Here is a 16,601-nt window from a genome sequence, read left to right on the forward strand (position 1 = left end):
AGGTTAAATGGAATGGCATGCCCGTTCCAAATGGCATTTGAATAGTTGAAATCTTCGTACAGGAGTAGTGAGCCGGCATAGGCTCAGATGCATGAGGCGTTGGTTGTTCGTAGGAGATGAACGTATTGCATATTAATAAATCTGTAGCAAACCGCCGTGCATTTTTACGCAAACGTTCCCGGGGAATCAGTTGAAAGTTTAAAGTTGAAAGTTGAAAGTTCAGGCCTCCCGGCTCCGCCAGCTGGCGGAAGGGAGAGTTGGAAACTTCGCTATTAATCTTTGCATGCTGTGTTTTACGCCCGCGATTGAAGGTTTCAAAAAAAGTGATCAGGAAAAAAATCGCGAGGTTGTATTACTCCTCCCCCTTCCGGGGGAGGTTGGGAGGGGGCCGACAGCCGCGCATTAGTGTATTTGCTTGCAGCTTTTAGCTTAAAGCTTACAGCTGTCTTACAGATCATACCGGTACATCAGCGTAAATCCCCTTCGGGTATAAACAGAAGAGGCTATACCGGGCAGGTTAACATCGAGATAACCTGCAAACAAACTCCGGCCCCATTGCAGTTGTACATTGGGTTGCAGGGCCTCATTAAAATTCAACCCCGCGCCAACAGAAAGATGAAAGGCCGTACTTTCATTGACAGCGATTTTCCTGATAACACGAAGACCAATATACTGTTCGGGTAAGGATGTGGAGGAACCGGTTACCCAGGAAATATTTCCATAACCACTGAGTTGTGTGTTTTCATTGACAGGCGCTGTATAACCGGCCTGCACCCCATAGGTAACGGGCAATGCGCTGATGTGATCCCACTCAGTATAGGGCCGATTGATGTAACGGGTGGAAAAGCCGACATACCATTGCTGGTCTTCGACGGTGTGAAAAACAGCCGCACCGGCATTAAAAGTAAAATATCCTTTATTGTAACCCGATCCTGTAGGGTCTCTTCTAAGCGCCCAATACATGGCACCGAATTTATCGAAATCACCGGGGAAATTATAATAGGACCCTGTAACACCTACCCTATTAAAGGAATAGTTCCCCTGAAAGCCAAGGGCCAGGTAAGTATTATTATAATCAAGCGGCAGTGCATACGACAAGGCCAGCATAGCCGAAGAAGCGCTCAGCAGGTTGTCGCTGGCTTTATCTACATTTATACCTGCTGAAAGCGTAATGAAAGGCACAGTGGGGGAAACGGTTTCGATGTTCGGTTCAAAAACCAACGACAGCGTGATCGACCTGTTGTTGGTGGAAAGTATACCCGGATAATTTACTTTATGAAGCAATACATGCGCTTCCGAGTTAGTATCGGTTTTCAGGGCCGGATTATACCAGATCCTCATTTGCTCAATTCCTTTACTATGGGGATCCTGGCCATTGGTAACAACCGCTAATCCTATCAAGACAATGAATAATGATAACCGTCGCATGCTGCAACTTAACGAATACGGCCGCCTTTTATTTTTGTCTTAACATCCTGGCAACAAAAAAGACTTAAGAGGGGCAGAAGGCAGAGGGCAGAGGGCAGAGATAAATACTTTAAACTTTAAACTGTAAACGAAACGCTGAACTTTAAGACACTGACACTGTAAACTTCATGTCCGCCTCGCCCGCCGAAACCTTGGACCTGTCAGGTGGACTTTAGCTTACCGTTTGTTCAATAGCCAACTGTCCACCTTACAGGTCAGTTCATTTCCCATTGCCCATTGCCTTTTTCCTACTGCCTACTGCCCACTGCCTTTTGCCTTTCCTCTCTGCCCTCTGCCTTCTGCCCTCTGCCCTTACTTCAATTCAAACTTACTCTTCAACCGAATATCACTCGAAGAAGAACCGATCATCAAATCAAAAGCACCTGGTTCTGCCATCCATTGCAGCTGATTGTTGTAAAACGACAGCTTATCTTTTTTGATAACAAAACGCACTGTTTTGGTTTCACCCGGTTGTAATAACAGTTTGGTAAAATCTTTCAATTCTTTTACCGGACGAACCAACGTCGCCACTTCATCACGCAGGTACAGTTGGACCACTTCTTCACCCGCTACTTTTCCGCTGTTGGTTAGTTTGAAACTAACTACAATCGAGTCGCTGGCATTCATAGCGGTCTTGTTCAACTGCAGATCGGAGTAAGTAAATGTGGTATAACTTAAGCCATAACCGAAAGCAAAACGCGGGCTTTTTTGCAGATCGATATAACCGCTTCGGTACCGCGCCGGGTTGTCGTCATCCGGGGCCGGGCGGCCGGTATTATAGTAATTGTAATAGATCGGGATTTGTCCTTCGGTTCTCGGAAAGGTCATTGGCAGTTTGCCGGCGGGGTTATAATCGCCAAACAACACATCGGCAATGGCATTGCCCGCTTCGCTGCCCAGCCACCAGGTGTATAGGATGGCAGGCATGTTGTCGGCTGTCCAGTTAAATACCAGGGGGCGGCCTGCATTGATCAATACCACAACAGGTTTGCCGGTAGCCTGCAGGGCCTGTAACAGTTCCTCCTGAACACCCGGTAAATGAATATCGGAACGGCTTTTTGCTTCCCCGCTCATGTCGCGCCGCTCCCCTACACTTACGATCACCACATCGGCATTTTGCGCGGCAGTAATAGCTTCGGCAAAACCGGCCCGACTGGTATCACTTACATCGCAACCCTTTGCATACAGCAATTTGGCAGTGTTGCCTACCTTGTTTTGAATGCCTTCCCATTGCGACACCACATCGCTGTTATCGGGCCAGCCTACACTCCAGAACCCCAACATATCGTCTTCCGATTTGGCCAGCGGGCCAATAACGGCAATGGTCTTTGTGTTTTTTGAAAGCGGCAATACCCCTTTTTCATTTTTCAGCAACACTATGCTTTTTCGCGCCATGTCTTTGGCCACTTCCCGATGTTGGGGAATGCCTACCTGGTCGGTTTCGCGTTGGGCATTGCTGAAGCGGTAAGGGTCATCGAACAAGCCCAGCTCAAATTTTTTACGCAGAATTCTTTTCACCGCATCATCTACCAGGGCCACCGGTACTTTGCCTTCTTTTACCAGCTGTGCCAGGTGAGCGGTGTAGCTGCGGCTTTCCATATCCATATCGCTGCCGGCTTTGATGGCGCTTTCGGCTGCGTCTTTTTTATCTTTCACAAAACCGTGAGGTACCATTTCGCCAATGGAACCCCAGTCGCTCACAACGAAACCCGGGAATTTCCATTTACCCTTTAAAATATTGCGTTGCAGGTAAGCATTGCCCGTTGCAGGAATGCCATTGAGGTCATTGAATGAGTTCATGAAAGTAGCGGCCCCGGCTTCAGCTGCGGCCCTGAAGGGCGGCAGATATACTTCCCAAAGGGTGCGTTCACTCATGTCGACAGAATTATAATCACGGCCACCAATGGCAGCGCCGTAAGCGGCAAAATGTTTGGCACAGGCCATGATCGCATCTAAATTACCCAGGCCTTTACCCTGAAAACCTTTTACCCGGGCTTTGGCCACCAGGCTGCCGAGGTATGGATCTTCACCGGCGCCTTCCATTACGCGGCCCCAGCGTGGGTCACGGGCAATATCTACCATGGGGGCAAAGGTCCAGTGTACACCGGAGGCTGCAGTTTCAATGGCTGCAATACGCGAGCCCTGTTCTATGGTGCCGAGGTCCCAGCTGGCCACTTCGGCCAGCGGTATGGGAAATGTAACTTTATAGCCATGGATCACGTCCTGGCCAAAGATCAGCGGGATCTTCAACCGCGCCTGCATGGCCAGCACCTGCATCCGACGGGTACGGTCCGCCCCACGCACATTGAGCATGGAGCCTACTTTGCCCGCTTTTATTTCCTGGGCAATATTGCTGTTCTCCCCGGCGGGACCTGTTAATTCTTCTTTACTGGAGTACTGGTTCAATTGCCCTACCTTTTCATCGAGCGTCATCAGTTTTAAAACCGAATCAACCCGTTGATCGATCGTTTTTTTCTGGGCGGTAGCATTGAGACTAATAACGGAAACAAAAATGGTAAAACAAAAAGGCAGAAATATCTTCTTCATTGGCGTGTACATTATTCGATGGAATTTACTAATACTACGGCTGCCAAATTACGAAATACAAAGTCCTGACGCGTTTTCCTGACCTACGTCAAATGTACTTCAACCATCAAAACCAACTGCCCGGGCTCATTACTGAACCCGGGGTTGGTATATTACAGCTTCAGCACCGCCTACAATTTTATAACCTTTTGATTGGTTTGCACATCACCTATACTCACCAGGATGATATAGTTACCGGGTATAACATTATCAAGATTATTTATAACAATACTATTACCGCCTTGCTGTACAGGCAACGGTTGTTGCTTTATGGTTCGCCCCGAATAATCGATCAATTTAAATGTGGCTGTTCCGCTTTTTGCAGCTTTTACTTTTACAGTGACCATGCTCCTGATGGCAGCAGGAAAAACTTTCAAGGGCTGATCTTCTGCGTTAGCGTTGTTATTTATCCTGGAAGCCGGCAAAGTTGTTTGCGACAATACAGAATGGGGATAAATGAACTTCTGAAAGTACAAACTGCGTAAGCGTTGTTGTGAGGAACCCGATTTATTATCGCCCCCTGTACGCACGGTCAGGGAACTGATCCCGGCATTCATCACCGTGAACATGACCTGTTTGGCCACCGTGTCTACACCTGCATAGTCGATACCGGCTATATTCATTCCCTGTACCCGGCTGGCAGAAGGATAGGTCACACTCAATTCATTACCCACCATGTCATAATCAACATAACTGCTGCTATTCCTGGATATTTCATCAAACTCAAACACGTTCCCATTTTTTCCATCTACATCGATAGGGGTAACAGGTACTTCTGTTTGCACAACAGCGGTTGAAGTGCCTGTATTTACAAACACAATATTGAATTCAACATAACCTTTTGAATTGGCCGGCACGGTTATTACAGGCTGAAAGGCCTCCTGAAAACCTGAAGACGTGCCATCAAGGTCGTCTAATACCAGGCCGCCCGTTATGGCAGTGATGGTTACAAGGGCATCTGTTCCGGTTCGTACATTGGAGAAGCGATACAATGCGCCTACGCCCCGGGTGGGACCTGAGATCTTGGTCGCATTTCTAAAATCATACTTTGGTTGCGCCAAAAGGGTTGTGCTACCAAAAAGGAGTACCAGCTGCATAGCAGCCATTGTTAGGGTACCATTCGTTTTCATACGGTAAAATTTCGAGGGTGACGAAAAAGGAAATACGAATGGTCTTCCAGGGATGTCTTGGATGAATCGAACTTAGTCTTACTCAGTAAAGATATTGGAGGTGATTACTTGGAGGAGGCAGTGTTAATGGTGGAAATGGATCGTAGAAAGCTTTCTGAAGTGAAAGTAATAAGCATAATCAGTAATTGCAAGCGCCAACATCAACTTTCTTTTTTGGTATATAAGACCCATATTGATTTACAAGTACTTTCTCCGCATTACCTAATACATTCTTGTTCTGCATCAATAAATAAAGTTAACAAAAAGGCCGCCTCATCGAGACGGCCTTATTAGTTATCAGTTATCAGTGGGTTGCCCAAAATCAGGAAACCCCAAAATTCGCGAGTTCACTCACTACTCACTACTCACCACTCACCTATTGTATCATCAATTTACCAGCTTGTTCATACCCATCGCTGGTTACGCGGAACATATACAAACCTGGTTTCAACACCCTTCCAGGCGTTACTTTAATAATGTTATTGGCTGGTATGCCGGTGGTAGTATATACAACCTGGCCCGCAAGATCAGTTACAGTTACCTTATGCTGTTTGTTGTTGTTATCACCGGTTACCCGAATGTAAAAATAATCATGTGCCGGGTTTGGATAAGCAGCAGCTACCTGCGTAGCACTGGTGCGGCTTACATGTTTTACAGACGAGTATATTATCTGCGCATTCATATCGCCCGACATAACCAGCCGATAGTACACGGTACCGGTTATGGCGTTAGGATCGGTAAAGGTGTAGTTGGGCTGACCAGTTCCAGTTACCGTACCAATTGAAGTAAAGTTGATGCCGTCTGTAGAACGTTCAACCGTATAGGTAACATTCAATTCGTCGGCGCTGCTCCAGCTCAATACGGCTTTGTCGTTTTTACTTTCAGCATTGAAAAATAATAACCGAACGGGTAATACCACGCCAATTCCGCCTTGTTCCCCATCACCATCATTTCCGGCACCGCCGGGAGCGCTGCCACAGAACAAACATTTTGAACCGCCGGCCCCTGGCTTGGTACTTTGAGAGATATTACTCATCAGCGCGGAACCAGTTACCAGGATAGCTCCCTGTCCGCCGCCACCGCCGGCACCACCCGAAGACAAGATGTTTCCGCTACTGCCGCCACGGCCGCCATTCGCATCGATATCAAGACGGCAGGCACTGAGCACATTATATGATTTGATCTGTAAAATAATAGTACCCGCCGCGCCGCCACCACCAGCGCCGTAAGAACCCGAACCAACAGCAGCTTTGCCGTTGGCAGAAATTCCTGGTGAACCGCAACTGGTTTTAAGACCACCGGCTCTTATCAAAATAATCCCGCCACCATTACCACCATCGGATTGCGAACTTCTACCCTGGCCGCCACCGCCACCGCCGCCCAGGAAGGCGCGGTTTCCAGTTAGCAAACTGAATCCCAGGGCCACACCTCCTAAACCGCCGCCGTCGCTACATCCATCAAGAGCCCCATTGCCACCGGCTGAAAAATTACTACCGCCAGCGCCTCCTGCGCCATCGGAATTTCCGCCGCCCCCACCACTCAGTAATCGGGCCCTGCCGCGGGTATAGTTATTATCAGTATTCAAATAAATGCCTTCGCCTTTTGCACCATAGTTAGTAGAGTTCGAAAAATAGTTATCATCGTTACAATTTGGGTCTTTATTGGCAGAAGAAGCACCTCCGGCAAAACCCTTTCCGTCTACATTAATTTCATGTCTCAGGGTCAATGTACCGCCTACTGAAATGGCCACAATGCCTCCCCGGCCCAAATTACCATCCCAGGGAATTGCAGTGATATCGTCGTCGGTAGTAATATTTCCTGTACTTAATGAAGTAAAACTTACCACCTGCACACTGGCATTGCTGCCCGTGTTAAATGGTCTCGTCAAAGCCCTGTCAAGGGTAATGGTTTTGGGACTGGTACCTACTGCGGTAACAGTAGCCACTTCAAACGCACCCGCATTTCCAATGTTATTACCTGTTAACAGGCCACCAAAAAGGCTTGAATTAGTGGTATTACCGAGCACATTGTCCTGCATTTGTATTACGATCACTTCTTTATTCACGGCCCAGGTATAACCGTTTAAACTTTCATTGGAAATGGTCAATTGTGATTTACCACCCACCGTGGCAATGCTGTTAACCTTTGCGTAGGCATTCTTTATAGTCTGCGTATGACCTATAATAGTAAACAGTAGGAAAAATAATAGAGAAAGCGTGTAGGGTAAAAATGTGCAATACTTGCACGATAAATTACCGTTAGTGCGGTAAAGTTGTTTCATGGTACGGATTTAGGGGAAGGGTATCCCGGGGTAAACGAACGAACAATTACGTGGACAAAATAATACAAATAAACCCGTAAATCATAGTAATATAATTCACGTATGATGAAAAAATTTCCTATTAGCCGTAGCTACAGACATTATTAAATTTTATTAGATACAAACCCCACTGATCCTCAGTCAATCAACTGAAAATTAAAGCCGCAGGCCTGCGGCTTCAATTTCGATGAAATGCACAATTATTTAGATATATATCCGAACAGTCCATCCATTTCATCATCAGGACCGGCCGTAAAATACAAACGGTTAGGATCAACAGTCGTAGCCGTTGCAGGTGGGAACATAAGCGCCCACAGTCCTTCTATTTGCAAAGGCTTGCCATGCAAACCATGTAACTGGCCAATAAATTTCCCTTTCGTGTTATAAACATTAATGTATCCGTCACCGAAATTACCAATCAGTATGGCAGGTGTAGGATTGCCATCAGCATCGGTAAAGAACGTATCAGGCGCCCAGGCAACACCCCAGGGTGCATTCAGATTGTCGTTTGATGCAAACCTGTTTTGCAGTACCCCACTGGCGTTATAAACATCTACATAGCCCAACCCTACGCCCTTTTCTTCATCTCCATCAGCCCCCACTTTAGCATACATCACATATAAACTGCCACCAACCAGCTCAATATTAAACGGCGCATAATCCGAAGGAATGGCCGGATCTGAAAAAGGTAAATTAACAGCATTGAAATTCTTATCCCAAACTTCAATTTTTCCCGATTTAAAATTGGCTGCATACAAATACCACGCACCATTGTTTTGCGCCATGGTAAGCCCCGTATACACGGCCCCCATAGTAGCTGTAATTCTCAAAGCAAAATTGCCGGCAGCCGGGTTCCAACCAGAAACAACGCCGTCGAGCCCTACAAAAAAGAAACGCGCTGGCGTTCCGTTCGACAAATGAAAATCCGCGCTGCTGGTATCACTGTTCAGCACCGTGCCGGTTGGTAAACCACCTGTGGGTGCATTAGCAGACGGGATAGCCACTTCTGGTCTTGCGGCGATCATATTTCCATCTTTGTCGTATACAGTTGATACATGTCCCGCCTGACTGCTTATCCAGGCAATGCCGGTGCTGCTGAAACTTAATCCCCAGGCATTGACTAAATGGGCATCTACGTGGGGGTTGCCATACTCATCGTTATTGCCCACCAGGTTTACCTGGTTAACATCTTTCAACACGGGATCCTTGTGTTCCATGTGGTGAAACACATCGCCCAATTTTGAACAACCGGAGATAAGAAAAGAAATGCAAAGCACACCGATAGCTGTGTGAAGTGTTAGCTTCATAACAAATTGTTTTAGCTGTGAAGAAATTATAGCCGGTTTACTTCAGGTGGTTATGAGCCAGGGGAGATTAAGCAGTTTTTTTAAGGCAAAGAACGACCGGTCACTAATTATACGCACAATTGCAACAAGAGTTGCCTGCCCAATCTTTATTTTGATTGCCCTTTATGTATAATTGTATCAATACTTTTTGCAAAAACATGTGAATAGGCCGGGCATTAAAATTGTTTAGAATAATATATCCCGGGACCGGCCAGAGTAGTAGTTACAATAAATACACTTACTATGGGATATCAACCAATTGAAAATTATGGCATAATTGGCGATCTGAACACCGTTGCATTGATCGGTCTCAATGGCTCTATCGACTTTCTTTGTCTTCCCCACTTTGACTCTCCCACCCTTTTTGCCGCCCTGCTCGATGATAAAAAAGGCGGTTCATTCAGCATACAACCTGTATTCCAGGAAATGAGCACCAAACAATTGTATTTACCCGACACCAATGTGCTGCTTACCCGGTTCCTGTCGGAAGAAGGCGTGGGAGAAATAACCGATTTTATGCCGGTGCACGAATTAAACAACGGCACAGAATTGACCAGACGGGTAACTAATATAAGAGGCCAGGTAAAATATAAAATGTGTTGCCGGCCGGCCTTTAATTATGGAAGAAGTGATTATGATGTAGATAAACTTACTGATCATGAATTCGTATTGACCAGCAAAGGCGATGACAAAACCAGCCTTCGGTTACAAAGCTCCGTTGCCTTAAAAGCGGAAGAAAACGCTATTACAGCCGAATTCACCTTAGCGCCTAATGAAACGGCCGATTTCATACTGGTCTATCTGGATGGGCATGACCAACATCACGAAAAAGACCTGAAAGAATATGTAACCAAATGTCTTTTTGCCACCGTTAACTACTGGAAAGACTGGATAGCCCAATCTACTTACCAGGGACGATGGATGGAAGTGGTGAACCGGTCGGCCCTGGTGTTGAAATTGTTGTCGTCGCACCAGTATGGGTCCTGTATTGCCGCCCCTACTTTCAGCTTACCCGAAACCATTGGTGAAAAAAGAAATTGGGATTACCGTTATACCTGGATCCGCGATGCCTCTTTCACCGTGTATACCTTGTTACGGCTGGGTTATGGCAAGGAAGCCGGTAATTTTATAAACTGGGTAGAGAAACGTTGCCAGGATATAAAAGATAATACCCGGCTGGGTATTATGTATTGTATAAGTGGGGGCCGACAGATCACAGAAAGCATCCTCGACAATTTTGAAGGTTATAAACAATCAGCGCCCGTACGTATTGGCAACGATGCTTACCGGCAATTACAGCTGGATATTTATGGCGAACTGATGGATGCCGTTTATCTCTATAATAAGTACGAGGAACGCATCTCGCACGATTTCTGGAAGGACATGGCGCAACAGATAGACTGGCTGATTGAACATTGGCAGGAACCCGACGAAGGCATTTGGGAAGTAAGAGGCGGCAAACAACAATTTTTATATTCCCGTCTGCAATGCTGGGTGGCTTTTGACCGGGCCATAAAGGTCGCCATATCCAGATCATTCCCTTATAACCCAGCCTGGCGCGAACAGCGTGACCTTATCTTCAAAAGCATTTACAATGATTACTGGGACGAAAATAAAAAAGCTTTTATGCAGTACCCCGGTTCAAAAACGGTCGATGCATCGGCCCTGTTAATGCCATTGATACGTTTCATCAGTCCGAAGGACCCCAAATGGCTGTCGACTCTTAAGTGTATTGAAAAAGAACTGGTTTCCGATTCATTGGTATACCGCTATCGCCCCGACCTGGCAGCCCCCGATGGTTTTGTTAGCCATGAAGGCACGTTCACGATGTGTACCTTCTGGTATGTGGAATGTTTATCCCGGTCCGGACAATTGGAAAAAGCCCGATTGTATTTTGAAAAAATGTTAGGATATGCCAACCATTTAGGATTGTTTTCCGAGCAACTGGGTTTCCGGGGCGAACACCTGGGCAACTTCCCACAAGCGTTCTCGCACCTGGGTTTGATCAGCGCCGCCTTCAACCTCAATAAACAACTCAACAACAGCCGGAATAAAAATGTAAACCATTCAATTTAAGGCAAACTAATAAATTAAAAATTTTAAAAGAATAAGTTCAACGCAATCGATTGATAAATACTTATACGGTATCCCAATGCAACCTGTAAGCCGGATCTTGCTACTTTTAGTAGTCAACACCTGCTTTCAGATAAAAAATCCGGACATTGAATATGGATACACGTAGAGAATTCCTCAAAAAATCATTGTTGTTGTCAGGAGCTGCAGGCCTGTCAAAGGTACTGCCTGCCTCTATTCAGCGAGCGCTGGCCATTGACCCTAACCTGGGCAGCACGTACCTCGATGCAGAACATATTGTGATCCTGATGCAGGAGAACCGTTCTTTTGATCATTGTTTCGGTACACTGCAAGGTGTACGCGGCTTTAATGATCCCCGTGCGCTTATGTTGCCCGACAAAAAGCCGGTATGGCTGCAAACCAATGAACGCGGTGAAACCTATGGTCCATTCCGCCTCGACATGAAAGACTCGAAGATCACCTGGATGGGTTCACTCCCCCACTCCCGCGCCAGCCAGGTTGATGCCAACAACAATGGCAAATACGACAAATGGCTTATTGCAAAAAGATCGGGCAACAAACAATATGCGCACATGCCCTTAACCATGGGTTACTATACACGCGAAGACCTGCCTTTTAACTACGCCCTGGCAGATGCCTTTACAATCTGCGATCAGCATTTTTGCTCTGCCATGACCAGCACTACGCCCAATCGTTCTTTCTTTTGGAATGGCAAGATCACGCATAACGTAGACGGCCGGCCTAAAGCGCACATCCGCAATGATGACTTTAGCTATGGCAAACTACCATGGACAACTTTTCCCGAGTTGTTGGAACAAAATAACATCCCCTGGAAATTTTACCAGAACGAGATCAGTTGCGGCGGTGGATTCAAAGGGGAAGAAAGATCGTGGCTGGCCAACTTCGGTTGTAACAACCTGGAGTTCTTCGCTGCCTACAATGTAAAATTCAGCGCCCGTTATATACAGGCCCTGCAGAAACAGGCCGATACCTTGCCGGGTGAGATCAACAGCTTGCAGGAAGCTACACCTTCTTCAGAAGAAGCAGCTAAGAAGATAAAGGAGGAGGTAGCAAAAAAACAGGAGGTGCTGGACAATGCCCACGCCGAACTGGAGAAATGGAAACCTGAGAATTTTGACAAACTGAGCGACCGGGAAAAACGCCTATACAACCAGGCTTTTGTAGTGAACAATGGAGACGCTGACTACCGCAACCTAAGCAAACTGACTTATGACGACAATGGTAAAAAGCGAGAACTGTCAGTACCCGGTGGCGACCTGCTGTACCAGTTCCGTAAAGATGTAAATGAAGGCAAACTGCCGGCCGTATCCTGGCTGGCAGCACCCCAAAATTTTTCTGACCACCCCAGCGCCCCCTGGTATGGTGCCTGGTACGTATCGGAAATACTGGACATACTTACCAAAAATCCCGAAGTATGGAAGAAGACCATATTCATTGTCACCTACGATGAAAACGATGGTTACTTCGATCATGCACAACCGTTTTATATTCCCGACGAAAAACGCCCTGAAACCGGCAAAGTCTCCAACGGTATTGACACTGAGGTGGAGTATGTGCGTTTGGAAAATGAACTGGCGCAAGGCGTTCCTAAAAAACAGGCCCGCGAAGCGCCGATTGGTTTAGGATTCAGGGTGCCCATGATCATTGCCTCCCCCTGGAGCCGTGGCGGCAAAGTATGTTCACAGGTATTTGACCACACCTCTACACAGCAGTTTCTTGAACTGTTTTTTAATAAAAAACTGGGCAAAAACATTCGCCAGGCGAACATCAGTGAATGGCGAAGGACCATCTGTGGCGATTTAACCGCAGCGTTCAGTCCGTACAATGGTAACCAACTGGAACCATTGCCCTTTCTGAAGCGCGACCAGGTAGTAGAAGATATTTACAATTCAAAATTCAAACAGGAACCAAACAGTTATAAGCTACTGAACGAACAGGAGCTCGATCATCTTATACAAACGCCGGCTGCTATGGAGCAATTGATAGCACAGGAAAAAGGCATCCGGCCTTCGAGTGCGTTGCCTTATGAGTTGTATGCAGATGCTACCCGCAGCGCCAACAAAAAGCAAGTAAGTATTAAAATGACCGCCGGCGACAAATTATTCGGCAAACAGGCTGCCGGTTCCCCATTCACGGTATACGCACCAGGTGAATACAAAGAAAAAGGCACCTCAGCCATTTGCCGCAACTGGGGCTTTGCCGTAAAAGCCGGTGACAGTCTGACTTATACGTGGCCACTGCATGCTTTTGATAACAATGAATACCACTTGCGGCTCTATGGACCCAATGGCTTTTATCGTGAGTTTAAAGGCAACGCCAAAGACCCTGAGCCGGAAGTGAGCATAGCCTATAATGCAGAGGGCAATGTGGTTTTATATCTGGCAAACACCGATACACACCAATCGATTCAGGTAACTATCAAAGACAATGCTTATAAACAGCAAGACATCGTACAGCAGATCGAAAAAGGCGGTAAGGCGGCTGTAACCCTTTCATTAAAAGACAGCTATGGCTGGTACGATTTCAGTGTACAGGTAAATGGCGCCAACACATTTGAAAAACGGTATGCCGGCCGGGTGGAAACCGGAAAAGAAAGTTTTAGCGATCCCTTGATGGGAAAGGTAATCAAATGATTGTAGTATCTTTATAGATACACATTAATCATATGACTATAGCTGCAGACAAATACGGCACCCTCTTCAATAAAATGGAGCAGGGTTTCTGTATTGTAGAAGTGATATTTGATGACGCCGGTCAGGCAGTTGACTACCGATTCCTGGAAACCAATCCGGTATTTGAAAAACAAACGGGTTTACAAAATGCCAAAGGCAAAACGATCAAAGAACTGCAACCTGCGCATGAAGCGCATTGGTTCCGGATTTATGGGGATGTGGTAAAAACCGGTGAATCAATTCACTTTGAAAATGAAGCCGCCTATTTGGCCGGCGGCGTGTGGTACGAAGTATTTGCCTTTCCCTTCGACAAGCCGGAAAAAAAACAGGTAGCTATATTTTTTAATGATATCACTGAACGGAAAAAAACGGAGCGCAATCAGACCTTTCTCTCAGAAATCTCGAAAGACCTGGTTGAACTGGACACCATTTCCGCTACCATGGAACGGATGGGTGAAAAGATCGCCAAACATTTCAGGGTGCCCTGGGCCAGCTTTGCAGAATTCACCGATGATCTGGAGACCGGCATAGTTCCTTTTGACTGGCATGACGCGAATGTGCCTTCATTAAAAGGAAGCTACCGGATGGATCAGCTATGGACTCCTGAGCAAATGGCAAAAAACAACACGGAATTGATGGTAACAACCGATACCCAAAACGATCCGCGGCTATTTGCCCAAACTTATGCCGCGCTTGGGATCGGCTCATTTATCTCGATACCATTGGCCGAGCATGACAAATTCAGGTTTATGCTTTCTATTTTAGATGCTAAACCACGGCTGTGGCACGAGGACGAAATAGAGTTGATGCGCGAGCTTACCGTTCGCATCTGGACCCGGCTCGAAAAAGCAAGGGCAGAGGAAGCGATGCGCAAAAGCGAAGACAAATATCGCAGTTTGTTCAACACTATGGATGAAGGATTTTCTGTGCTCGAGATCATTTATAACGATGCCGGGGAAGCCATGGATTTCCTTTTTATTGAAGTGAACAAGGAATTTGAGCGACAGACGGGGCTTCAGGACCCAACCGGAAAACTCGGCTCCGAGGTAGTACCACATACAGAGCCCTACTGGTTAAATATTTATGATACAGTAGTGCGCACGGGCGAACAGACGCGTTTCGAAAATTACCATGAGGATTCCCGCCGGTGGTATGAAAGCTATGCATCGCGCGTAGGAGGTCCCGGTTCGCGACAGGTAGCCATCGTTTTCAGGGATATTACCGACCGCAAAAAGGCAGAAGAACGACAAACGTTCCTGTTAAAATTGACCGATGCACTCAGGCCGCTTGCCGACCCGGAAGAAATACAATCCGTTGCTGCCGATCTGCTGGGTGCTCATTTGAAAGTGAATCAATCTCTTTATGCCGAAACCATTGGCGATTATGTAAACATCAGCCACAGCTATGCCATTGGAGTTCCACCCATGATCGGAAAGTTCCGTCATCAGGATTATGGAATAAGACTGATACAGGGATATCGTGCGGGCGAAATGCAGGTTTGCTACAATACGCGAACAGACCCAACGATCTCAGAAGCTGAGCGGCAGGTGCTTTCATCGGCATACATAAGTGCTTACGTAGCGGTGCCCCTGATAAAAAGCGGGGAATGGTTGGGCACGCTGGCCGTGCTTAGTATTGTTCCGAGGGACTGGAAGCAAAACGAGATCGACCTGGTTAAGGAAACCGCGGAGCGCACCTGGATTGCCATAGAAAGAGCAAAATCGGAAGATGCCCTGCGTAAAAGCGAACAACAGTTAAAACAATTGCTGCAATTAAGAGAAGACTTTATTGGCATTGCCAGCCAGGAATTGCAAACACCGGTTACTACAATGAAAGTGTTTGCAGAAGTAGCCCAGGAAAAACTGGAGGAACATGGTTCAAAGGAAGAAGGCGAACTCATGCGACGGCTGAACAGGCAAATTGACCGGCTCACCCGGGTAATCAATGACCTGCTGGATGCCTCTAATATCGCCGAAGGGAAATTAAGGATCTACTTAGAGCCAACCGATATGAATGAAGTGATACAGGAACAAGTAGAGGAGATCAAAAAAATTGCTGCACATCAATTCAACCTCCAGCTAAACGAACTGCCCATCATCGATACCGACAAAGAACGCATGGGCCAGGTGATCATCAACCTGCTTGCCAATGCCGTAAAATATTCATCAGAAGATACAACGGTGACCATTACCACCGAACCGGTTACCAATGGTATACAGGTAACCGTTCGGGACGAGGGTTGTGGTATTACCCGGGAAGAACAACCCAAGATCTTTGATCGTTTTTACCGCATAACAGATAAGAACAAGACCCCATCGCCCGGCATGGGCCTGGGTCTGTACATCTCTTCGCAGATCATTCAGCGGCATGGTGGTACGCTTACTGTTGAAAGTGAGCCAGGCAAAGGATCGGTATTTGTGGTGACGTTGCCGGTGGAAGAATGATATAAAAAAAGGAGGTCGTATTGACCTCCTCAATTGGTTATATGTAAAAAAGTCTGGTGGCGTGCGTTAATAGTGGCTGTCTTGTTATTGTATTAGTCATTCAATTTTTTATAATACACATCTCTATCCTCATCTATTATTATCCTATTACCCTCTAATGGCAAGCTGCTTGAAATTACTGCTATCTTCATCGCCTCTTTAGAAAATGAATAATCTTTAGTATCAAAGTCGAGATTCAAATAAAAGTCTGATAATTCAATTCTGCCATGTTTGCCTACGAACCACTTATTCTCATTAGTCATAAGATAGTGCCCGGAAGAGTCATACAAAACTTGTTTGTATTTCTTATTCCCATACAAAAACAGCGTATCCTTAGTGTTTACTGCTGGTATCTTTATATAAACGCCAGCCAGTTCACTTTCATTTTGTTGACAACTCAAAAAGCAAGCGCTAACCAATAATGATATAAAAGCTCTTCTCAT

Annotated in this window: 9 protein-coding genes; 3 read left to right on the forward strand and 6 right to left on the reverse strand. The window is 46.3% G+C overall.

All coding sequences use genetic code 11. The features are described from left to right. Window positions 1–447 precede the first annotated feature (447 nt). The 5 genes from BMX95_RS18585 to BMX95_RS18605 form a co-directional block, all read right to left on the reverse strand. On the reverse strand, window positions 448–1,428 hold the full coding sequence (locus BMX95_RS18585) for a PorP/SprF family type IX secretion system membrane protein (protein ID WP_081202537.1): 981 nt from the start codon (window positions 1,426–1,428) through the stop codon (window positions 448–450). Window positions 1,429–1,779: 351 nt separating this feature from the next. Then, the gene (locus tag BMX95_RS18590) at window positions 1,780–4,014 is read right to left on the reverse strand and encodes a glycoside hydrolase family 3 N-terminal domain-containing protein (protein WP_081202536.1); all 2,235 of its coding nucleotides are present in this window, start codon (window positions 4,012–4,014) and stop codon (window positions 1,780–1,782) included. Window positions 4,015–4,184: 170 nt separating this feature from the next. Then, complete coding sequence (locus tag BMX95_RS18595) at window positions 4,185–5,183, reverse strand: T9SS type A sorting domain-containing protein (protein WP_081202535.1); 999 nt, start codon at window positions 5,181–5,183, stop codon at window positions 4,185–4,187. 415 nt (window positions 5,184–5,598) lie between these two features. Beyond that, window positions 5,599–7,503 carry a T9SS type A sorting domain-containing protein gene (locus tag BMX95_RS18600; RefSeq protein WP_081202534.1) on the reverse strand — a complete coding sequence of 635 codons (1,905 nt, stop codon included), beginning with the start codon at window positions 7,501–7,503 and terminating at the stop codon, window positions 5,599–5,601. A 239-nt stretch (window positions 7,504–7,742) separates the two neighbouring features. After that, window positions 7,743–8,849, reverse strand: a complete 1,107-nt coding sequence (locus BMX95_RS18605) for a TIGR03118 family protein (protein ID WP_081202533.1) — start codon at window positions 8,847–8,849, stop codon at window positions 7,743–7,745. A 282-nt stretch (window positions 8,850–9,131) separates the two neighbouring features. On the opposite strand from BMX95_RS18605, the gene BMX95_RS18610 reads away from it, so the two are divergent. The 3 genes from BMX95_RS18610 to BMX95_RS18620 all read left to right on the forward strand — a co-directional run bounded on the left by BMX95_RS18610 (window position 9,132) and on the right by BMX95_RS18620 (window position 16,119). Next, complete coding sequence (locus tag BMX95_RS18610) at window positions 9,132–10,964, forward strand: glycoside hydrolase family 15 protein (RefSeq protein WP_081202532.1); 1,833 nt, start codon at window positions 9,132–9,134, stop codon at window positions 10,962–10,964. A 152-nt stretch (window positions 10,965–11,116) separates the two neighbouring features. Continuing rightward, window positions 11,117–13,636 (forward strand): phosphocholine-specific phospholipase C, encoded by a 2,520-nt coding sequence (locus BMX95_RS18615; protein ID WP_081202531.1) that lies wholly within the window; start codon window positions 11,117–11,119, stop codon window positions 13,634–13,636. A 32-nt stretch (window positions 13,637–13,668) separates the two neighbouring features. Beyond that, window positions 13,669–16,119, forward strand: a complete 2,451-nt coding sequence (locus BMX95_RS18620) for an ATP-binding protein (protein ID WP_081202530.1) — start codon at window positions 13,669–13,671, stop codon at window positions 16,117–16,119. Window positions 16,120–16,211: 92 nt separating this feature from the next. On the opposite strand, the gene BMX95_RS18625 is transcribed toward BMX95_RS18620, so the two are convergent. Then, entirely contained in the window at window positions 16,212–16,601 is a 390-nt protein-coding gene (locus BMX95_RS18625) for a hypothetical protein (RefSeq protein ID WP_081202529.1), read from the reverse strand.

Origin of the sequence: Niastella yeongjuensis (assembly GCF_900110245.1) — a bacterium.
Classification (GTDB): Bacteria; Bacteroidota; Bacteroidia; order Chitinophagales; family Chitinophagaceae; genus Niastella; species Niastella yeongjuensis.

Bases quoted from the DNA above. Each gene is read 5' to 3' on its own strand.
- BMX95_RS18585 (WP_081202537.1), bottom strand. From the start codon at position 1,428: ATGCGACGGTTATCATTATTCATTGTCTTGATAGGATTAGCGGTTGTT.
- BMX95_RS18590 (WP_081202536.1), bottom strand. From the start codon at position 4,014: ATGAAGAAGATATTTCTGCCTTTTTGTTTTACCATTTTTGTTTCCGTT.
- BMX95_RS18595 (WP_081202535.1), bottom strand. From the start codon at position 5,183: ATGAAAACGAATGGTACCCTAACAATGGCTGCTATGCAGCTGGTACTC.
- BMX95_RS18600 (WP_081202534.1), bottom strand. From the start codon at position 7,503: ATGAAACAACTTTACCGCACTAACGGTAATTTATCGTGCAAGTATTGC.
- BMX95_RS18605 (WP_081202533.1), bottom strand. From the start codon at position 8,849: ATGAAGCTAACACTTCACACAGCTATCGGTGTGCTTTGCATTTCTTTT.
- BMX95_RS18610 (WP_081202532.1), top strand. From the start codon at position 9,132: ATGGGATATCAACCAATTGAAAATTATGGCATAATTGGCGATCTGAAC.
- BMX95_RS18615 (WP_081202531.1), top strand. From the start codon at position 11,117: ATGGATACACGTAGAGAATTCCTCAAAAAATCATTGTTGTTGTCAGGA.
- BMX95_RS18620 (WP_081202530.1), top strand. From the start codon at position 13,669: ATGACTATAGCTGCAGACAAATACGGCACCCTCTTCAATAAAATGGAG.
- BMX95_RS18625 (WP_081202529.1), bottom strand. From the start codon at position 16,601: ATGAGAAGAGCTTTTATATCATTATTGGTTAGCGCTTGCTTTTTGAGT.